The organism is Ruegeria sp. HKCCD8929 (assembly GCF_013031405.1).
In the GTDB taxonomy this organism is placed as follows: Bacteria; Pseudomonadota; Alphaproteobacteria; order Rhodobacterales; family Rhodobacteraceae; genus Ruegeria.
This window is the reverse complement of record NZ_WPZY01000005.1, coordinates 248,203-266,770: the sequence shown is the minus strand read 5'-3', so window position 1 is coordinate 266,770 and position 18,568 is coordinate 248,203. Positions and strand designations below refer to the sequence as shown.

Genomic DNA, 18,568 nt, shown 5'->3' with positions numbered 1-18,568 from the left:
ATCACTTGCAATAGGGACCTCTGCGATAGCGCGCCGTATCCATGTGGAAGTGATCCTGATGATAGCGGTCCGCATTGGGCCCCAGCACCGTTCCGAACGGACCGCAGGCGCCACGCCAGACCTTTTTCAGCAATGCCTGGGTCGATTTGCCCCGCCAGCCGTTCAGCACGGTGATCCACTCCCCGTCATTCATCTTGAACGCGGAAATATCAATCGCCCGACCCTTGCCATGTTCCGAGATCTTGGCGCCCTTGCGGTTGTTGCGGGTACGGCAGGTATAATGCGCGGCCACCTTCAGCTCGACCACCGGACCGCGACGGCGGAAGGTCGGTTTCACCGTGCGATCCACCCAGCGGTTCAGCGCCTTGGCGGTGTCGCAGCCCATTACCGAAGCCTGGCTGAGCCGCACACCCGAGACCGAGGTGACCTGCACCGCGTCCTCAACCCCGCAACCGCGTATCCGGCCCGGCACATCGCCCACCTTCTTGCCCTGTATCTCTATGACACCGCAGACCGAGCCCTTGCGCAGGCGCCGCTTTCTGAACAGCACCTCCTGCTCCAGCGTCTCGGGCCGAAGCAGCGGGCGCAGCGATACATCGGGGCCCAGTGACGGCAGGTCGACAGGCCGCGCGGCGGCCATCAGGATCTGTTTCGACACCGGCCGCAGTTGCGGGCGCAGCGGGCTGATCCGCCCGATCTGCGGGGTCACGTTGATCGCGGCGCGGGTGACAACCTCGTTCGCGGGAGTCTCAGGCGTCCCACGCAGACGCGGGCGCAATGAGCTTTCCGCAAGATTGGCCAGCGCCGCATCGCCGCAAAACACTAGCGCCCCGATCAGCGCAACTGTCGCCCGACCCATCATGCCTTGACCTGCCCGCGCCCGAAATCCGGTGCATCCGTATCCTGCCCCGCCTCGATGATCCCCCGCCGGATGGCGCGGGTGCGGGTGAAGTAATCGAACAGATGCTCTCCATCCCCGGTCCGGATCGCCCGTTGCAGCGCAAACAGCTCCTCGGTGAACCGGCCAAGGATTTCCAATGTCGCGTCCTTGTTGGTCAGAAACACGTCGCGCCACATGGTCGGATCACTGGCCGCAATCCGGGTGAAATCGCGAAAACCGGCGGCGGAATACTTGATCACCTCGCTGTCGGTCACTCGGCGCAGATCGTCGGCCACGCCCACCATCGTATAGGCAATCAGGTGCGGCGCATGGCTGGTCACCGCCAGCACCAGATCGTGGTGATCGGCGTCCATTTCATCGACATGCGCACCCATGCCTTCCCACAGCGCACGCAGCCTTGCCACCGCCTGCGGGTCCGAGCCCTCGACCGGCACCAGCAGGCACCAGCGGTTGTCGTAAAGCTCGGCAAAGCCTGCCTCGGGGCCGGAATGCTCGGTCCCGGCCAGCGGGTGGGCAGGCACGAAATGCACGCCTTGGGGGATATGGGGCTGGACCGCGGTGATCACGTGCCGCTTGACCGAGCCAACATCCGTCACCGTCGCCCCCGGCTTCAGCACCGACGCGATCTCGGCAGCCACAGCCCCCATCGCCCCCACCGGCACGCAGAGCACCACCAGATCGGCGCCCTCGGCTGCCTCGCGGGCACTGTCGCAAACCCGGTCGCACAACCCGATGCGGCGGGCGGTCTCGCGGGTCTCGGCCGAACGCGCATAGCCCGTCACCTCGCCCGCCAGCCCCGCGCGCTTGATCGCCCAGAACATCGAGGACGCGATAAGACCGAGGCCGATCAGCGCCACACGGTCGTAAACCTGGCTCATGCAGCGCCTCCCTTGAACGCCTTGACGGCTGCAACCACACGGGCGCAGGCCTGTTCATCGCCGACGGTGATCCGCAGCGCATTTGGCAGGTTGTAACCCGCCACCCGCCGCACGATCAAACCCTGAGATTGCAGATAGCCGTCACAAGCCTCGGCCTCGGCCCGATCGGCAAAGCGCGCAAGGATGAAATTGGTGCAGGACGCATCCGATGGCACGCCCAGTTCGGCCAGCGCATCGGCCAGCCAAACCCGCAACCTGGCGTTCTCGGCCTGGCAGAAATCCACATAGTCCCGGTCCCGCACAGCGGCCTCGGCAGCGGCCAGCGCGGTCGCCGACAGGTTAAAGGGCTGCCGGATACGGTTCAGCACGTCGATGATCGTCTGCGGCGCATAGCCCCAACCGACCCGCATACCGCCCAACCCGTAGATCTTGGAAAAGGTCCGTGTCATGATCACGTTGGAGCGCCCATCAACAACTGACACGCCGCCATCAAACCCGTCCACGAACTCGGTATAGGCTCCGTCCAGCACAAGGATCACCTGCGGCGGCAGGGCATCGGCCAGCCGGGCGACCTCCGTCCCGGGGATCATGATCGAGGTCGGGTTGCCGGGATTGGTCAGAAACACCACCCGGGTCCTGTCGGTACAGGCCGCAAGGATGGCATCCACATCGACCATCCGCTCCCGCTCCGGCACCTCGACCGGCACCGCACCCGCCATCCGCGCCAGAATGGGGTACATGGAAAACCCGTGCTCGGTATGAATGACCTCATCGCCGACACCGGCATAGGCCTGCACCACGAATTGCAGCACCTCGTCCGAGCCCACGCCGCAGATGATGCGCTGAGGGTCCAGCCCGTGTACCTCTCCAATCGCCGCCCGCAGCTCGGCATGATCGGTGCTGGGATAGCGATGCAACTGCGCCGCACTGTCCCGCACCGCCTCGATCGCCTTCGGGCTGGGGCCGAACGGGTTCTCGTTCGAGCTGAGCTTGATGACATCGGCCACGCCCTCGACATGGGACTTGCCGCCCTGATAGAGCGCGATGTCCATGATGCCGGGTTGCGGAGTGATCTTGTTCATGTCGGGGCTCCCTAAGACACGCCCCTCATACCGGTCTCACCCCGCAGAGAAAAGCGGCAATCCCGTCAGGCCGCCTTGAACCGGGCGGTGGCCGGGTCGGCGTCGTAATGGGGCACGAACTCAACCGTCCGCCGCGACAGGTCATTGACGCTGTCGATGATGAACTGCACCGTCTCCTCGCTCATGAGATATGAGAAGTTCAGCCGCACCCAGCCGGGTTTCAGCAGCTCCTTGCCCGCAGCCAGATCGGCATGCAACGCCTCGGACGCCGCGCGGTCGATCCCCAGCAACCGGTGGGCGTAGGGACCCGCGCAGGCACAGCCGCCGCGCGCCTGAATGCCGTAGATATCGCTCAGCATCCGGGTGAAAAGCTGCTGATGCACCGGCTGACCGGCGGCATCACGCACCAGGAAGGAAAAGATCGGCAACCGATGCGCCTTGTCCGCGCCCAGCAGCGTCAGGTGCGGGTTGTCACCCCACCCCTCCAGCGCCATGCGGTTACAGAGCGCCTCGCGTTTGGAAATCTCCTCTGCGCCCACCACATCCTTGACGATAAAGGCCAGCGCCGCGCGGATGTCGCCGATCACGTTGGGCGTTCCCGCCTCTTCGCGCGCCGCCAAATCCTCACTGTAATCATGCCCCCAGGGCGAGACGAAGGACACGGTGCCGCCGCCCGGCCAGCTTGGGCAATCGCGATGCACGGGCACCTTGTTGACGACCAGCACGCCGGACGCGCCCGGCCCGCCGGGGAACTTGTGCGGCGAGACTACGATGGCATCCTTGCGCGCATCGCCCGCGCCCATCCCCATCGGCAAATAAGGCCCGCCACCCGCATAGTCCCAGACCGCCAGCGCCCCATGGCGCTTCAGCAGCCGGGTCACCGGATCGGGATCGGTAACGATACCGGTCACGTTCGAGGCCGCCGAGAAAGACCCGATCAGCAGGTCCGAGTCCCGGTTGGCGATCAGCGCTGCCTCCAGCGCCTGCAAGTCCGGGCCGCCCTCATGCGCCTCGGGGATCTCGATCACCTCAGCCTTGCTCTCCCGCCACGGCAGGATGTTGGAATGATGCTCATACGGCCCGATCAGGACCACCGGCCGGTCAGCCTCTGCGACCCCAAACAGACTGACCAGCCGGTTCAGCCCGGCGGTGGCGCCCGATCCGGTAAAGATCACCGCATCGTCTTCCGTGGCGCCGACCATCCGGGCGATCTCACCCCGCGCCTCACGGCGCAGCCGGGTGATGTAGGACCCGCAAAAGGAGGCTTCGGTGTGGCTGTTGGCGTAAAACGGCAGCACATGCTGGACCACATAGTCCTCGACCTGCCGCAACGCGCGGCCCGAAGCGACGTAATCCGCATACACAAGCGGCACGTCCCCGCGTAGACCGGGGATGAGGATGTTCTCACCGATCAATCCATCCCGCAGCGTGTTGGTGTGAGTGGCAGCTTCGATCGCTGCACGGAAAATGGAAAGGGTCATGCTCCGGGCTCCTTCTGATACACCCAATGTGATCGTGACAAGCTGCGAAATCTTCCCCTTTCTTTATTCCGTTTCACGTGATTTTGTGTCATATGATCCAACATGGAGAAAAACATCGATCAAATTGACCTGAACCTGCTGCAGGAACTGCAGAAGGAGGCAACCCTGTCGCAGCGAGACCTCGCCGAGCGGGTGGGACTGTCGCAAAACGCCTGCTGGCGGCGGTTGAAGGCGCTGAACGAGGCCGGCGTGCTGCGCGGCTCGACCGCGCGTATCGCCCGTGAGAAGCTGGGGCTGAACCTGGTGGTGTTCGTGATGCTGCGCACAAGACACCATTCGGCCGAGTGGCTGCAGGCCTTTCGCAGGCACGTGCTGACCATCCCCGAAGTGGTCGATTTCCACCGAATCGGCGGCGATTACGACTATCAACTCAAGGTGGTGACGCAGGATATGGCCTCGTATGACAAGGTCTATCAGCGCCTGATCGAGAAGGTCGAGCTGGACAGCGTCACTTCGTATTTCGCGATGGAGGCAATTGCCGAAGGGCGCCCGCTGCCGCTTTAGCGAAACCCCGGCGGGCGCCATGGGCCACACAGCGGAGAATGCCCCCCCGAGACCCGATTAACTTCGCAATTTCATACACCTACCGGTTGCGAAGCGCGCGACGCAGGCCCGCCTGTCTCAAGGACGCCGTATTGCTCCGATCCGGCGACCCCGATCCTAGATCCGATCCGACAAAGCTCAATCGTTCTGGCCAGTTAGGCGGTGAATCGCCACCTGGCCCGCGCAGCGCCGATGAAGTTGCCGCAGGGGAATTCAAGACGTATCCTAATGAGACACCCCGATTTTTTCGGGGAATATAAGGTGACTAAAAAGGATTGATGGACATGAAACTCAAGCTTGCCGTTCTCGGCGCATTTGCACTTGCCCTCACAGCCTGCGCACAGCCCGAGCCCGACCCCGTCTACGTACAACCGACCTATGACAAGGTTGGCAATGCAAGCTGCCCGGACGGCTATCTTGTCGCCAGCACCGATGCCGGTGAAACAGTCTGCACGCCGGCCACGGAATAACAGTGAAGTGGGCAGTCGCAACCGGCTGCCCGTTTTTGTCTCTCCTGCGCAATGGACGTGACCCGAGCCTTCCGTTCCGGGCCCGGGTCTAGAGGATTGCAACAAACGAATAGGCTTGAACCAAAAGAAAAGGCCGCGCGGATTGCGCGGCCTTTCGAAATTCGGCGGGATGGCGAAGATCAGTTCTTCGCGTAGAATTCCACAACTAGGTTCGGTTCCATCATCACCGGGTACGGCACATCGCCCAGACCGGGGGTGCGCACGAACGTGGCGGTCATCTTCGAATGGTCGGCGTCCAGATAATCCGGCACATCGCGCTCGGCCAGCGACACGGCTTCCAGAACCACGGCAAGCTGCTTGGACTTGTCACGCACCTCGATCACGTCGCCTTCCTTGACACGGTAGCTGGGGATGTTCACGCGCTTGCCGTTCACCTTGACGTGGCCGTGGTTCACGAACTGACGGGCGGCAAACACGGTCGACACGAACTTGGCGCGGTAAACGACGGCGTCCAGACGGCGTTCCAGCAGGCCGATCAGGTTTTCACCGGTGTCGCCTTTCACACGCTCGGCTTCGGCGTAGATGCGGCGGAACTGCTTCTCGGTCAGGTCGCCATAATAGCCTTTCAGCTTCTGCTTGGCGCGCAGCTGCAGACCGAAGTCCGACAGCTTGCCCTTGCGGCGCTGGCCGTGCTGGCCGGGGCCGTATTCACGACGGTTGACCGGGGATTTCGGACGACCCCAGATGTTTTCGCCCATCCGGCGGTCGATTTTATACTTGGCAGACGTGCGTTTGGTCACGGCTGATCTCCTTTATAAGTGGCACTTCGGCTTGATCCGAAAACCGGTTCCCACTTTTCAGGCCGAAATCGCGTTTCCGCTCGACCGTCGCGTGCAAACCAGCCCGAACCGGGCCTTGCGCCGTTTAAAAGGGCGTTGTCCTCTTGGGTTTCCCTCTGCGGAATTCCCATGACAGGCATCCCCTTGCGGGGGCCACCAACACCAATGAAGCCGCGCTTATATAGGCGCGGCGGTCAGAGTCAACATCGCAATGCGCGGTATTTTCACGGGCGGGTCAGGCCGTAAACCGGCCAGCTCCGCCATTTGCGACACGGGGCTCGGCAATGGCCACCTGCGGGGCTTGCCGATCGGACTTGCCGCTGACCGGGGCCGATGCACGCACGCCCGGCGCGAACAGAACAACAGCTTGACCGGCCTGCATGTGCCATTCGACATCGGGCAGGCTCACCGCGCATTCGCTGACCCAAAGATCCGAGTCCTTCGGCGGCATCTCCCCGTAAAACACCAGAAGCGGCGATTCCCCGTCCCCCGAGTGAACCACGGACACAGTGTAGCTGCGGGCGCCATTGGTCACGACAAAGCTCTGATCCGAATGCCCCGCGCGGCCTGCCGCATCCATTACGCTGCCGACAGCAGCACGCTCAAGCCGGGTTCCATGCCCGTGACGGATCGCCCGCCCATACCGGTCGCCCGCCAGTTCCCACTCGGAAACGCCATTGCGGTCTCCCAACCGAATGACCCGTCCACGCCATGACCAGGCCGCACCAACACCAAGCGAAGCAAGAGGTGCTGCCTCAAGCCCGTCAAGCTCGGTTTGTGACCAGGAAATGACGAAGGTGTCGCAACTGTCGACCCTCATGTGCCCATCCACCTACTACAACGACCACTCTCTACGCACAATTTGGGCTCCTTTACCAACCAAGGACGGAAATGGGTAGACATGCCCCAACGGAAACTTTGGACTGTTGCCAGAGTGTCAATTCAAACTGAGACCTCGCGGCAATCCGATCCGAAAACCGCCTGAGGAAGAGCGGTTCACATAACGGATATTGCCGCACTCAAAAAAGAATTATATGTTCCCTTTTAAGACATCGGAGGGCCCAGCCATGTCAGAAACCGCAATATCCCCAGACACTTGCACACAAGACGACCTGACCTGCATGGACGCAACCGCCCAGGCACAACTGATTCGCACCGGCGAGATCTCGGCACTTGAACTTGTCGACCACGCCATCGCCCGTTTTGAGCGGATCAACCCCAAGATCAACGCGACCGCATCAACAAATTTTGAACAGGCCCGAGCGCGTGCGCGCGGGCAACTTCCCGACGGGGTTTTTGCCGGCGTTCCCACCCTCATAAAGGACCTGATGCCCTATCCCAGCCATGCTGCTGGGTTTGGCACATGCCTGTTCGACGGCGTCCCGGCGCAGGGCGGATCGCCATATACCGAGGCGCTGGATGCAAGCGGCCTGATCGTGCTCGGCAAAAGCACGACCTCCGAGTTCGGCTTGCTGGGGACAACCGAAACCACGGCCAAGGGCGCGACACGAAACCCATGGGATCTGACACGCTCACCCGGCGGCTCATCCGGCGGGGCGGCGGCGGCAGTGGCGGCGGGCCTGGTGCCGGTTGCCCATGCGTCCGACGGCGGCGGGTCGATCCGTGGCCCGGCGTCGCTGTGTGGCCTTTTCGGCTTCAAACCCAGCCGCGACAGGACCGTGTCCAACGGGATGCCCGCCGACCTGCCCACCGCCGGATTGCTCAGCGAACATTGCCTCAGCCGGTCGGTCAGGGACAGCGCCAACTGGCTGATAGCCACCGAACGTCCGAATATTCCAGCCCCCCTGTCCCCAACGGAAATCGCCACGCCGAACCCGCCCGAACGCCTTCGGATCGGGTTTTATCTAGAGGACAGCCGGGGCCAGACCCCCGACCCCGAAATCGCCACAGCCACGCAGGCTGCCGCGCGCCTGTGCGAGGATCTGGGCCACGAGGTCTTTGACATCGCCCCACCCGTCTTCGACGTGGACGCCACGGCACAAGCCTTCTTTGCCCTCAACGGGGCCGTTCTGGCAGGCTTTTTCGACCAGTTCGCGCAGATGATGGGCCCAGCGTTCGACGAAGACGGCTTCGAACCCTACACGCGCACCCTTGTTCAACGCGCACGCCTGCTGGCACCGGACAAGCTGCACGCAACCGGTGCAGTCATGGCAAGCGCTTTGGCAAGCGTATCGGCGACCGCCGAAACCTGTGACGTCATGCTGTGCCCAACCATACCCTTCGCTGCCTTCCCGCTCGGGCAATACGATCCCTCCAAGGACCCGGATAGACTCAATGCCTTTGTGGAGCGCATCGCCAGCTACACTTTCCCCGCCTCCCTCGCGGGTTGGCCGGCCATGTCGGTGCCACTGGGACAGACCGCAGACGGGCTGCCCATCGGATGCCACTTCGCCGCCGCTCCGGGACAGGATGCCCGCCTCTTCGCACTGGCCCTCCAACTGGAACATGCGGCTCCGTGGCAACTCCGCCTGACCGCACTCGCGCAGGGCCTCTGATGGTCCAGCGACTGAAACCCGAGGTCCGCGACCGCATCCTAACCGCCGCCGCCGAGATCTTCGCCGAGCAAGGCTATGCCGCCGCCGGTCTCGCCCAGATCGCCAAGCGGGCCGGGACCGCAACCAGCAACCTCTACAAGTATTTCGACAACAAGCAGACCCTGTTCGAAGCCGTCGTCACCCCGCAACTCGCCGCCCGCCTGCTGCGGCTGCTCCGCGCCCGGCTGCGCGAGTTCACCCTGATCGAGCAATGGGACAATGCCGATGCGCGCGGCTCGGCTCATGCCCGCGCCTTGCTGGCGTTCTGGGTCGAGCACCGGTGCGTTACGCTGATCCTGCTGCGCGGCGCCGACGGCACCCGCTACGCCCATGTCCGAACACTGATGATCGCCGAGATGCAGCGGCAGGCCACCGAATATCTCGCCCAGACCGGCCAGACCACCAGCCCTGAAATGCATCGCCTGCTGCGCTGCCTGTTCCACCGCACAACCGAGACCATCGCGGACATCCTGCTGCACCATGAGGACCCCGCCGCCATCGAGCGCAGCATCGGCCTGTTCTGGCGCTACCAACTGGCCGGGCTGCAAGCCTTGCTGAACCCGTCCCGAGGGTAACCGCGCCTTGCGCCAAATCGGTGCGGTTGCTACCACTTGCCCCCATGAACGACACCCCGGCCCCTCCCCGTTGCGTCGCCATCACCTGCATGCGGGACGACGGGTCCTATATTCTGGAATGGCTGGCCCACCACATTCCCCGGGGCTTCGATCACTTCCTGATCCTGACCCATGATTGCACCGACGGCACTCCGGCCCTGCTGGACGCGCTCGCCGCCGCCGGGATCGTCACCCATGCGCCGTTTCAACGCCGGGGCAAAGCAACCGTGCAGTGGCAGGCGCTGAAACTGGCCCGCGCCCATCCGCTTCTCGATGCCGCCGACTGGGCCCTGTTCTTAGACTGTGACGAGTTCCTCTGGCTGCCCCCCGACCTGCCCACGATCCAGCACCTGCTGGCCGCGTTCGAGGCCCAATCCGGCCCCTTCGACGCCCTCACCATCCCCTGGCGCTTCTACGGCGCGGGCGGAGCACAGGCGCGCGAGGACGGGCTGACGCCGGAACGCTTCGCCGCCGCCGCCCCACCCGACCTGCACTTCCCGATGGGACATCTGTTCAAATCGCTGATCCGCCCCGCCTGCTTCGACAAGCTCGGCGTGCACCGGCCCAAGCGCCACGCTGGCCCCGACCTGCCGCGCTGGCTGGCCGCCGACGGCACCCCCCTGCCCCCGATCTTCGCCCGCCAATCCGCGCGTATCAGCCTCTACGGCACCCCGCGCGGGCAGGACCAGATCGGCCTCAACCACTACTCCCTCCGTTCGGTCGAGGAGTTCCTGGTCAAACGCCAGCGCGGCCTGCCCAACCACATGGACAGGCAGATCGGGCTGGACTACTGGGTCGAGCGCAACTGGAACACAGTGCAGGACCCCCGCCTGCTGCCCATGCTTGACGCCACCCGCGCCAAACTGGCCGAGCTGCTGTCCCTGCCCGGCGTTCATGAAGCGCATCAGGCCTGCCATGCCGCCTATACCGCGCGGGCGCAGCAGGTCAGGGACAACCTCGACACCCTGCGGCTGGCCTGGCAGATCGGCCTTCTGGCCGAAAACCGCCCCCCCAGCCCGGAACAGGCCGCCCTCTATATCCGCGACCAGTTGACGATCCGCGACCGTGACGGGGCGGCAAACCAGCCTTAGGACGAAATCCGCCCATCCTGCTGACCCCAAACCGAAATCCCGCTCCGAACCGATGAAAAACGACCTGGGCATTCCCATCTGTGTTTGGCAGCAAAACGGAGGTGCCGAATGAAATGCCCGATTGACGGAAATAACCTTGTGATCACCGAGCGCAGCGGGGTCGAGATCGACTATTGCCCGCAATGCCGGGGTGTCTGGCTGGATCGCGGCGAGCTGGACAAGATCATCGAGCGCTCGGCCGCCTACACGACACCCCCTCCGCCCCCGCAACAGGGCTACGACGACCGTTCAGATCGCGGCTATCGCAAGAAGAAAAAACGCGGCGGGTTCCTCGACGACCTGTTCGACTTCTGAACCGTCCCTCCACCGGTGGGCGCTGGCACGCATGCCCCCAACTGGTGGAATACCTACATATCGGGCACGCCCACCCTGTGATATCATCCGCGCATTGTTTGAAACGTTTCTGGGACGAAAATCATGCCGGATCTGATACCGAATGCCGCCAAGAAGAAGATGGAGGGCGCCTGCAAGAAAGTCGGGCGCAAGATCGGAAAAGCTGTCAAGCCACTGGATAAAAAGGGAAAGCTCGAAAAGGCATTTGTCAAGAAATGTCAGAAAGAAGTCCAGTCCGTCGACAAGACGATCGTCAAGTTCTTTGCCGATCAGCTCAAGAAAGAGCTGGCCAAGAAGAACAAGAAGGTGGACGGCACAACACCCGTCCCCAAGGTGGACGGCAAATGGGCGCCCAAGCCGCCGGGCTCGGGCGTGCCGTCGCTCACCATTCCGATCACAGAATTTGTTCTGGACCCAAAGCTCGACACCAAGGGCAAGGTCTCGATCAAGGTCTGGGCCGACCCGCGCCAGTTCGAGAAGAAGGACAAGGGCGTAATGGTCAACTTTACCGTGGTCAATTGGTAGGCGGCCGCCCCGCTCTGGAAGGGCGGCCATGACACGGGATGAGTTCAACACATTCTGCTCCGGCCTCAAGGCCACCTCGCACGTGGTGCAATGGGGCAATGCGGATGTGTGGAAAGTGGGCGGCAAGGTATTCGCGATCTGCGGCTGGAACGAAGGCAACGATGCCTTCACCTTCAAGGCCACCGATCTGGCCTTCGAAGTGCTTCAGGGTGAGCCCGGCATCCGTCCCGCCCCCTATCTGGCCTCGCGGGGCATGAAATGGCTGCAAGTCTACGAGGAACGCGGTATGTCCGACACTTCCCTGCGCGAGCATATCGTGACGTCTTATGATCTGGTCGTGGCCGGGATGACCAAGAAAAAGCGGGCAGAGTTGGGCCTGTAGGATGGGTTTTCAACCCATCATGCGGTGACCCATCTCCGAAGTGATGGGCTACAAACCCATCCTACGCTTGTCACGAAGCGACCTTGCGAAGATAGGCAAAACGATAAGCCAGCGCGACACCACCCGCGCCGCCGGCAATGTTGCCCAGTGTGACCCAGAACAGGTTCCGGCACGCAAGCACCCAGCCGACTTCGGCTCCGGACAAGACACCCTGCGGCAGCAGGTACATGTTGGCAATCGAATGTTCGAGCCCAAGAAGCACAAAGCCAGAAATGGGCCAGAGCACCGCCAGAACCTTCCCCATGACCGACCTCGCGGCAAAGCTGAGCCAGACGGCAAGGCAGACCAGCGCGTTGCACAGGATGCCGCGCGCGAAAGCCTGCGCTGCCGAAAGCCCGGCCTTCGCGTCTGCAATGGTCGTTGCCGTGGTTCCCATCGGTCCGTCCAGTAATCCGGTCACGGCAAAAGCCAGCGCCAGCGCCACGGCCCCGATCAGGTTGCCCAGGTAAACGAGGCCCCAATTCCGCAACAGGGCCTGCATCGAGATCTTTCGATCCACCGCCGCGATGGTCATCAACGCGTTGCCTGTAAACAGTTCGGCGCCGCCCACAACCACCAGGATCAGGCCCAACGAAAACACCACGCCACCCAGAAACCGGGCCGGCCCGAACCCCGGATCGACACCCGTCATAACCATGGTATAAGCCGCGCCGCCAAACCCGATGAAGATGCCCGCGAGAATGGCCAGCGTCAGCGTCTGGCTGACTGACAGATGCGCCTTGGCAACGCCTGCGGACTCGACCAGCTCAGCGATCTGCGCTGGCTTATACGCGTCGAGACCGGTGGGGTTTGGCTGTGTCATACACGACAGCATGGCCGGTTCCGCGCGCCAGCGTATTGATTGGGATCAAGATTGCCGGGCCGACGTGAAGGCTGTTTTGACGCGTCCTACGAACCCCTTACCTTGTCTCCGAATGCCCCGGAATTGACGCGGTCGCAGCCGATGCTTCTTCCGTCGGAACCGCCGATCTGGCGTCTCGGGGGATGAAATGGCTGCAAGTCTACGAAGAACGCGGCATGAGCGACACCTCCCTGCGCGAGCATATCGTGACGTCTTATGATCTGGTCGTGGCCGGGATGACCAAGAAAAAGCGCGCGGAGTTGGGCCTGTAGGATGGGGTTATACCCCATCATGTGTGTGGGTAGCCCCGGAATGGTTAACTGGCACCCATCATGGGCCAACTAATTAGAGACGGCTTCGATTCGGGAAAATGTATGCCCAAACCCACTTAACTCACCCGTCGCCTCGATGAGATCGCCAGTTTCCAGCCGGCCGGCCCAATAAGAGTCCAACCCACAATTCGTGAACCTGTGATTCCATTTGTCCGGTGTTTTAAATTCAATACAGCCACGAAACCTCCCTCTTTCCTCAATATCGACGACCTGATAGAAAATTGTCGCTTCAGGATTTTGGGTTACAGCATTCCAAACCCAAGGGATCCCATGGCTCGTAGTCACAAAAAACTGAACGAAAGATATGAAGGGTAAACCAATGGCATACGCTATAATCTTCATTCCTACTCCTAGTTTTGCCTGTTGCCTCAACGGCGGGCGCACCCAAGTCCGGATCAGCATTATCGCCCAAGGCATGGCACCTATCACCAGAAAGCTCAGAAGATAGTTGCTGTCGACCCAAGCTTTGAAGGGGCCAGACGATATGGTGTCTCCAAACCGGTACGCGAGCGCAGATCCTAGCAAAACAACGACAACCGGGGCGTCAATCAAATGGTCCCAGATATCGCGTTTACGGTAAGCTGTTGTTTCAAAGTCCGTACTTTTCGCTTGCACCAAAGCACTTTGTTCGCCCGGATCGCCAAGACGCTGTTTAGCCCCGGAGTATGCCCACCCAATGGGAAAAATGGTCAAGCCGAACAGAAAAAACATACACGGAGTCACATGTTTCAATACGAACTCTTGCCAGTCAGTAGGCAACAGAGGTTTGCCATCATCAATACTCGTTTGTAAAACCCATACTGAAAGAAGTAACCAGAGCACACTGGCCAGAACAAGCGGTACCCGTCCCGAAGCCCGAAAACTTCTCTCAATGACAAGATCATGAAATCTTGGCAACAGGTAGGCCGCAGTTAAAATCAGAGAGAGAACGGAAAACCCCATACCAAGGATATTTCCAACATTTGGGCCGTATGGAATCGTGAACCAGGTTCGCGCTGTTAGCACGGTTACGTAAAAACCAAAAACGCCGATGATTCTGGCGGAGACATCGCTAACTAGCAGGCGCCAATTCACGTAGTTACCTCTATCAAGTGATGCATGGGGAAATCGCCACTGCCAGGATTCGAAGCTGGCAGCGCAGCTTACATTTCACCGAGGTCGTCTGATAACTTACAAAAAACAACTTTGACAAGCGCAGAGCGGCTCAGTTCAACCGGAGTCTTTACAAAACACCTTCTTGCGCCAGGCCAAGCAATCGGAAAACTACCGCTTCCGCCGCTTCACATTCCCACCCCGCTGCCCCGGCCTGCCAGCCGTAGACCGCCCCCGAGACTTGACAGCGTCCTCCGAGGCTTTCTCCACCGCCCATTGCCGCGCCATGGGGTCGTCGGCGACGGCGAGGTCGACCGCTTCCAGACGTTTGATCTCATCCCGGATGTTGGCGGCCTCTTCGAACTCCAGGTTCTCGGCGGCTTTGCGCATCTGGTCGCGCAGGCCCTCCAGATGGGCCTCGAGATTGGCACCGTGCATCGGTTTGTCGATGGTGGCGGTGACGCGGTTCATGTCCACGTCGCCTTCGTAGAGACCGGCCAGAACGTCCTCGACATTCTTTTTCACCGTCTCCGGCGTGATGCCGTGTTCCTCGTTATAGGCAAGCTGTTTCGCCCGCCGCCGGTTGGTCTCGTTCAAGGCGCGTTCCATCGAGCCGGTGATCTTGTCGGCATACATGATCACCCGCCCGTCGGCGTTGCGCGCGGCGCGGCCGATCGTCTGGATCAGCGAGGTTTCCGAGCGCAGGAAGCCTTCTTTGTCGGCGTCCAGAATAGCGACCAGCCCGCATTCGGGGATGTCGAGCCCCTCGCGCAGCAGGTTGATGCCGACTAAAACATCGAAGGCGCCTAAGCGCAGGTCGCGCAGGATTTCGATGCGTTCCAGCGTGTCGATATCCGAGTGCATGTAGCGGACCTTGACGCCCTGTTCGTGCAGGTATTCGGTCAGATCCTCCGCCATGCGTTTGGTGAGCGTGGTGACCAGCGTGCGGAAGCCGTTGGCGGCGACTTTGCGTACCTCGTCAAGCAGGTCGTCCACCTGCATGGATACAGGGCGGATTTCAACCTCGGGGTCCAAGAGCCCGGTGGGGCGGATCACCTGTTCGGTGAAGACGCCACCGGTCTGTTCAATTTCCCACGCGGCAGGCGTGGCCGAGACGAAGACGGATTGCGGGCGCATGGCGTCCCATTCCTCGAATTTCAGGGGTCGGTTGTCCATGCAGGACGGCAGGCGGAACCCGTGTTCGGCCAGCGTGAATTTGCGCCGATAGTCGCCGCGGTACATGCCGCCGATCTGTGGCACGCTCACGTGGCTTTCATCGGCAAAGACGATGGCGTGGTCGGGGATGAACTCGAAGAGCGTCGGGGGCGGTTCCCCCGGCGCGCGACCCGTCAGATAGCGCGAGTAGTTCTCGATCCCGTTGCAGACGCCGGTGGCCTCGAGCATTTCCAGATCGAAATTGGTGCGTTGTTCCAGCCGCTGCGCCTCCAGCAGCTTGCCCTCGCCGACCAGTTGATCGAGCCGGATGCGCAGTTCCTTTTTTATGCCGATGATCGCCTGCTGCATTGTCGGTTTCGGCGTCACGTAATGCGAGTTGGCGTAGACCCGGATGTGGTCCATCGTGTCGGCCTTTTCGCCGGTCAGCGGATCGAATTCCGTGATCTGCTCCAGTTCCTCACCGAAAAAGGACAGTTTCCAGGCGCGGTCCTCAAGGTGCGCGGGCCAGATTTCCAGTGAATCGCCACGCACCCGGAAGGACCCGCGCTGAAACGCCTGATCGTTGCGGCGGTATTGCTGGGCGACCAGATCAGCCATCACCTGCCGCTGGTCGTAATCCTTGCCGATTTTCAGGTCTTGCGTCATCGCCCCGTAGGTCTCGACCGAGCCAATGCCGTAGATACAGGACACCGAGGCGACGATGATCACATCGTCACGCTCCAACAGCGCCCGGGTGGCCGAGTGGCGCATCCGGTCGATCTGTTCGTTGATCTGGCTTTCCTTTTCGATATACGTGTCCGACCGCGGCACATAGGCCTCGGGCTGGTAATAGTCGTAGTAGGACACGAAATACTCGACCGAGTTTTCGGGAAAGAAGCCCTTGAACTCCCCATAGAGCTGCGCCGCCAGCGTCTTGTTGGGCGCCAGAATGATCGCTGGGCGCTGGGTTTCCTCGATCACCTTGGCCATGGTGAAGGTCTTGCCTGTGCCCGTCGCCCCCAGCAGAACCTGATCCTGCTCGCCGTCCTGAACCCCCTGGGCCAACTCGGTAATCGCCGTGGGCTGATCGCCTGCCGGGTTGAACTCCGTATGCATGACAAACCGCCTGCCGCCCTCAAGCTTGAGGCGCGCCCGCACATCGTCGGCGGTCAGCTGGGTCTTGTCGGAATGGGCATAGGGCATGGGCAGGCTCCGGGTCAGGCCCTTACATTTGTTCTTATTTTGTCCAACTGCAAGACCTGATCTGGCATTGAATCCGAACAACCTGACATCATGCTGGCTGCCCCCCTGAATTCACCCGATGGGCCAGTCCTTCCAAGTTTGCATCCAGGATACGGCCCATCATCGCCTTCATGAGCGTTTGCCCCATCAGCCAGCCAAAGGGGCCATATTTCATGCGATAGTCCATGGACCAGATCACGCGGGATTTGTCATTTGCCAGCGGTTCGATGGCGATCGCCGCGTGGGCTTCGTGCAAAGGCATCGCTGCCATATCGGACAGCTCAACACTGTAGCCCCGGTTGACCTGCCAGTTGGTGACTTCTTCAACCAGAGAGGTGTCATTCTCGAAATGGCAACGCCGCTTCGATCCGATACCGTCCTCGCCATTGGTCAAGGTGTCCACGGATTTTACCTGAGGCGCAAATTCGTCGATATGCATGAACCGGCTTAGAACGGCCCACACGGCCTCTGGCCGGGCATCGATGTCGCGGCTTCTTTCGTGGTGAATCATCTTGCTGTCCTCATCTTGGGTCACCTTGAAACATAAAAGCCCCTCATGACAGTTTCTGACATCAGAGAGGCCCGCCAGCCAGTGGCGGACAGTTTGCCGACCCGTGACAATTGCGATCTTGTCCCCGCCCCCGCTCTGACGCATAAACGAGCCCAGCCAAGTGAGTACGGAGAGGCGACATGCGCGCACGGATTTACCAGCCTGCCAGGAATGCGATGACCTCGGGGATGGCCAAGACCCGCAAATGGGTGCTGGATTATGCCCCCGCCTCGACGCGCGAGGTCGATCCGCTGATGGGCTGGACCTCTTCCTCCGACACCCAGACCCAGGTGCGCCTGAAATTCGACACCAAGGAAGAGGCGCTGGATTACGCGCAAGCGCACGGGATCGAGGCCGAGGTGTGCGAGCCGCACAAGCGCAAACCCAACCTGCGCCCGCGTGGCTATGGCGAAAACTTCGCCACCGACCGGCGTGGCCCCTGGACCCACTGAACGGCCCCCTCGCATGATCGAGATACGCGAGACCGATCCGGGTGCAGACGATCTCCGCCCGATCCTGACCGCGCATCTGGCCCACAGCCAGCAGGCCGGGCCGGACGAAAGCAATCACACGATGGACATCGCCGCCCTGCGCGAACCCGGCATCCGGTTCTGGGCGCTCTATGACGATGCCACCCCTCTGGGCTGCGGCGCGCTCAAGGCGCTACCGGACGGCACGGCAGAGGTGAAGTCGGTGCATATCGTGTCCGCCGCGCGCGGACGCGGGCTGGCGCGGCGGATGATGCAGTACCTGGCCGATCAGGCGCGCGCCGAGGGTATCTCGGCCCTGGTGTTGGAAACCGGAGCCGATCATCTGCCCGACTATGACGCGGCCCGCAAACTCTATGAGGCACTGGGATACAGCTATTGCGGCCCGATCCACGGATACGAACCCGACCCCAACAGCGCCTTCATGCGGCTGGAGCTGACACCATCCTACGGGCGAACGAACTTTGCCCCGCCAACGGTCCGCTGCCGTGGTTCAGGCGCTTGTGCCGGGCTCGTATCCTGCGGCTGCGCAGCCACCTGCTCGGCCTGCCGCTGCGGCTCGCACGCCACCCCGTCCCCGTCCACATCGTTGCGCGCGTGATATCCCGGCCATCCCCGATAGGCCGGGGCCATCCCGACCGACTCCGCCGCATCGCACCCGGCGCGCGCAATCAGATGCAGCACCGCCTCTGCGGGCTCATAGGGGCTGGTGCGCAGATAGACGCCCAGCGCGACACTGGCGGTCATCAGCGGGAACCCCACCAGCACGGACAGGATGATCCGCGCAGGCGACAGAGCCCGCGCCCGCAAGGCCTCGGCACGACGCTGCCGCCGTGAGACACGGCGGTTTGGACTCTTCGCGTCGCTGGATGCGTTCTGGTCGCTCATTGGCGCAACCTAGGGGGCCATTGTGGCGAAGCCATGACCGCCCGCGACCATCAGAATGCGCCCCAAAACCCACCCCCGACGGCGCCCGAATTTGACACATCGCCCC

20 protein-coding genes are annotated in these 18,568 nt (G+C 62.0%); 10 read left to right on the top strand and 10 right to left on the bottom strand.

Features of this window, described 5'->3' with window-relative positions; all coding sequences use genetic code 11:
• Position 1: 1 nt before the first annotated feature.
• The 4 genes from GOX53_RS10685 to GOX53_RS10670 form a co-directional block, all read right to left on the bottom strand.
• A complete protein-coding gene (locus GOX53_RS10685; protein ID WP_371810281.1) occupies positions 2–859 on the bottom strand; it encodes an extensin family protein in 858 nt (285 codons plus the stop codon).
• Complete coding sequence (locus GOX53_RS10680) at positions 859–1,779, bottom strand: prephenate/arogenate dehydrogenase family protein (protein WP_171176091.1); 921 nt, start codon at positions 1,777–1,779, stop codon at positions 859–861. The genes GOX53_RS10685 and GOX53_RS10680 overlap by 1 nt, the downstream gene beginning before the upstream one ends.
• Positions 1,776–2,861, bottom strand: a complete 1,086-nt coding sequence (gene hisC / locus GOX53_RS10675) for a histidinol-phosphate transaminase (RefSeq protein ID WP_171176089.1) — start codon at positions 2,859–2,861, stop codon at positions 1,776–1,778. Before hisC ends, GOX53_RS10680 begins: the two co-directional genes overlap by 4 nt.
• Positions 2,862–2,926: 65 nt before the next feature.
• Positions 2,927–4,342 carry an aminotransferase class V-fold PLP-dependent enzyme gene (locus GOX53_RS10670; protein ID WP_171176087.1) on the bottom strand — a complete coding sequence of 472 codons (1,416 nt, stop codon included), beginning with the start codon at positions 4,340–4,342 and terminating at the stop codon, positions 2,927–2,929.
• Positions 4,343–4,444: 102 nt separating this feature from the next.
• Between GOX53_RS10670 and GOX53_RS10665 the strand changes: the two genes are divergently transcribed.
• The gene (locus GOX53_RS10665; protein ID WP_171176085.1) at positions 4,445–4,906 is read left to right on the top strand and encodes an Lrp/AsnC family transcriptional regulator; all 462 of its coding nucleotides are present in this window, start codon (positions 4,445–4,447) and stop codon (positions 4,904–4,906) included.
• Positions 4,907–5,229: 323 nt separating this feature from the next.
• Entirely contained in the window at positions 5,230–5,415 is a 186-nt protein-coding gene (locus GOX53_RS10660) for a hypothetical protein (RefSeq protein ID WP_254446529.1), read from the top strand.
• Positions 5,416–5,594: 179 nt separating this feature from the next.
• On the opposite strand, the gene rpsD is transcribed toward GOX53_RS10660, so the two are convergent.
• Positions 5,595–6,215 carry a 30S ribosomal protein S4 gene (gene rpsD, locus GOX53_RS10655; protein WP_171176081.1) on the bottom strand — a complete coding sequence of 207 codons (621 nt, stop codon included), beginning with the start codon at positions 6,213–6,215 and terminating at the stop codon, positions 5,595–5,597.
• A gap of 274 nt (positions 6,216–6,489) precedes the next feature.
• Positions 6,490–7,074, bottom strand: a complete 585-nt coding sequence (locus tag GOX53_RS10650) for a hypothetical protein (RefSeq protein WP_171176079.1) — start codon at positions 7,072–7,074, stop codon at positions 6,490–6,492.
• A gap of 247 nt (positions 7,075–7,321) precedes the next feature.
• Between GOX53_RS10650 and GOX53_RS10645 the strand changes: the two genes are divergently transcribed.
• The 6 genes from GOX53_RS10645 (at position 7,322) to GOX53_RS10620 (ending at position 11,814) form a co-directional block, all read left to right on the top strand.
• The gene (locus GOX53_RS10645; protein ID WP_217351735.1) at positions 7,322–8,770 is read left to right on the top strand and encodes an amidase; all 1,449 of its coding nucleotides are present in this window, start codon (positions 7,322–7,324) and stop codon (positions 8,768–8,770) included.
• The gene (locus tag GOX53_RS10640) at positions 8,770–9,384 is read left to right on the top strand and encodes a TetR/AcrR family transcriptional regulator (protein WP_171176077.1); all 615 of its coding nucleotides are present in this window, start codon (positions 8,770–8,772) and stop codon (positions 9,382–9,384) included. The genes GOX53_RS10645 and GOX53_RS10640 overlap by 1 nt, the downstream gene beginning before the upstream one ends.
• Before the next feature lie 44 nt (positions 9,385–9,428).
• Positions 9,429–10,514 (top strand): glycosyltransferase family 2 protein, encoded by a 1,086-nt coding sequence (locus GOX53_RS10635; protein ID WP_171176075.1) that lies wholly within the window; start codon positions 9,429–9,431, stop codon positions 10,512–10,514.
• Between the two features lie 108 nt (positions 10,515–10,622).
• Positions 10,623–10,868 (top strand): zf-TFIIB domain-containing protein, encoded by a 246-nt coding sequence (locus tag GOX53_RS10630; protein WP_171176074.1) that lies wholly within the window; start codon positions 10,623–10,625, stop codon positions 10,866–10,868.
• A gap of 123 nt (positions 10,869–10,991) precedes the next feature.
• Complete coding sequence (locus GOX53_RS10625) at positions 10,992–11,432, top strand: hypothetical protein (protein WP_171176073.1); 441 nt, start codon at positions 10,992–10,994, stop codon at positions 11,430–11,432.
• A gap of 28 nt (positions 11,433–11,460) precedes the next feature.
• Complete coding sequence (locus tag GOX53_RS10620) at positions 11,461–11,814, top strand: MmcQ/YjbR family DNA-binding protein (protein ID WP_171176072.1); 354 nt, start codon at positions 11,461–11,463, stop codon at positions 11,812–11,814.
• Between the two features lie 70 nt (positions 11,815–11,884).
• On the opposite strand, the gene GOX53_RS10615 is transcribed toward GOX53_RS10620, so the two are convergent.
• The 4 genes from GOX53_RS10615 to GOX53_RS10595 form a co-directional block, all read right to left on the bottom strand.
• Positions 11,885–12,676: a formate/nitrite transporter family protein gene (locus tag GOX53_RS10615; protein ID WP_171176071.1), complete on the bottom strand. Its 792-nt coding sequence runs from the start codon at positions 12,674–12,676 to the stop codon at positions 11,885–11,887.
• A 380-nt stretch (positions 12,677–13,056) separates the two neighbouring features.
• Complete coding sequence (locus tag GOX53_RS10605) at positions 13,057–14,121, bottom strand: hypothetical protein (protein WP_171176070.1); 1,065 nt, start codon at positions 14,119–14,121, stop codon at positions 13,057–13,059.
• A gap of 189 nt (positions 14,122–14,310) precedes the next feature.
• Positions 14,311–16,497: an excinuclease ABC subunit UvrB gene (gene uvrB / locus GOX53_RS10600; protein ID WP_171176069.1), complete on the bottom strand. Its 2,187-nt coding sequence runs from the start codon at positions 16,495–16,497 to the stop codon at positions 14,311–14,313.
• An 88-nt stretch (positions 16,498–16,585) separates the two neighbouring features.
• On the bottom strand, positions 16,586–17,047 hold the full coding sequence (locus GOX53_RS10595) for an SRPBCC family protein (protein WP_171176223.1): 462 nt from the start codon (positions 17,045–17,047) through the stop codon (positions 16,586–16,588).
• 179 nt (positions 17,048–17,226) lie between these two features.
• Here GOX53_RS10595 and GOX53_RS10590 point away from each other — a divergent pair, with 179 nt between their 5' ends.
• Together GOX53_RS10590 and GOX53_RS10585 are read left to right on the top strand one after the other, a co-directional pair.
• A complete protein-coding gene (locus GOX53_RS10590) occupies positions 17,227–17,538 on the top strand; it encodes an ETC complex I subunit (protein WP_171176068.1) in 312 nt (103 codons plus the stop codon).
• Positions 17,539–17,551: 13 nt separating this feature from the next.
• Positions 17,552–18,175: a GNAT family N-acetyltransferase gene (locus GOX53_RS10585; protein ID WP_254446528.1), complete on the top strand. Its 624-nt coding sequence runs from the start codon at positions 17,552–17,554 to the stop codon at positions 18,173–18,175.
• Positions 18,176–18,568 lie beyond the last annotated feature (393 nt).

What these genes read in the sequence shown, in the direction of transcription:
- GOX53_RS10620 (WP_171176072.1), top strand. Translation starts at nt 11,461, where the DNA reads ATGACACGGGATGAGTTCAACACATTCTGCTCCGGCCTCAAGGCCACC.
- hisC (WP_171176089.1), bottom strand. Translation starts at nt 2,861, where the DNA reads ATGAACAAGATCACTCCGCAACCCGGCATCATGGACATCGCGCTCTAT.
- GOX53_RS10625 (WP_171176073.1), top strand. Translation starts at nt 10,992, where the DNA reads ATGCCGGATCTGATACCGAATGCCGCCAAGAAGAAGATGGAGGGCGCC.
- GOX53_RS10645 (WP_217351735.1), top strand. Translation starts at nt 7,322, where the DNA reads ATGTCAGAAACCGCAATATCCCCAGACACTTGCACACAAGACGACCTG.
- GOX53_RS10665 (WP_171176085.1), top strand. Translation starts at nt 4,445, where the DNA reads ATGGAGAAAAACATCGATCAAATTGACCTGAACCTGCTGCAGGAACTG.
- GOX53_RS10590 (WP_171176068.1), top strand. Translation starts at nt 17,227, where the DNA reads ATGCGCGCACGGATTTACCAGCCTGCCAGGAATGCGATGACCTCGGGG.
- GOX53_RS10615 (WP_171176071.1), bottom strand. Translation starts at nt 12,676, where the DNA reads ATGACACAGCCAAACCCCACCGGTCTCGACGCGTATAAGCCAGCGCAG.
- uvrB (WP_171176069.1), bottom strand. Translation starts at nt 16,497, where the DNA reads ATGCCCTATGCCCATTCCGACAAGACCCAGCTGACCGCCGACGATGTG.
- GOX53_RS10595 (WP_171176223.1), bottom strand. Translation starts at nt 17,047, where the DNA reads ATGATTCACCACGAAAGAAGCCGCGACATCGATGCCCGGCCAGAGGCC.
- GOX53_RS10685 (WP_371810281.1), bottom strand. Translation starts at nt 859, where the DNA reads ATGGGTCGGGCGACAGTTGCGCTGATCGGGGCGCTAGTGTTTTGCGGC.
- GOX53_RS10650 (WP_171176079.1), bottom strand. Translation starts at nt 7,074, where the DNA reads ATGAGGGTCGACAGTTGCGACACCTTCGTCATTTCCTGGTCACAAACC.
- GOX53_RS10680 (WP_171176091.1), bottom strand. Translation starts at nt 1,779, where the DNA reads ATGAGCCAGGTTTACGACCGTGTGGCGCTGATCGGCCTCGGTCTTATC.
- GOX53_RS10670 (WP_171176087.1), bottom strand. Translation starts at nt 4,342, where the DNA reads ATGACCCTTTCCATTTTCCGTGCAGCGATCGAAGCTGCCACTCACACC.
- GOX53_RS10585 (WP_254446528.1), top strand. Translation starts at nt 17,552, where the DNA reads ATGATCGAGATACGCGAGACCGATCCGGGTGCAGACGATCTCCGCCCG.
- GOX53_RS10660 (WP_254446529.1), top strand. Translation starts at nt 5,230, where the DNA reads ATGAAACTCAAGCTTGCCGTTCTCGGCGCATTTGCACTTGCCCTCACA.
- GOX53_RS10630 (WP_171176074.1), top strand. Translation starts at nt 10,623, where the DNA reads ATGAAATGCCCGATTGACGGAAATAACCTTGTGATCACCGAGCGCAGC.
- GOX53_RS10640 (WP_171176077.1), top strand. Translation starts at nt 8,770, where the DNA reads ATGGTCCAGCGACTGAAACCCGAGGTCCGCGACCGCATCCTAACCGCC.
- GOX53_RS10635 (WP_171176075.1), top strand. Translation starts at nt 9,429, where the DNA reads ATGAACGACACCCCGGCCCCTCCCCGTTGCGTCGCCATCACCTGCATG.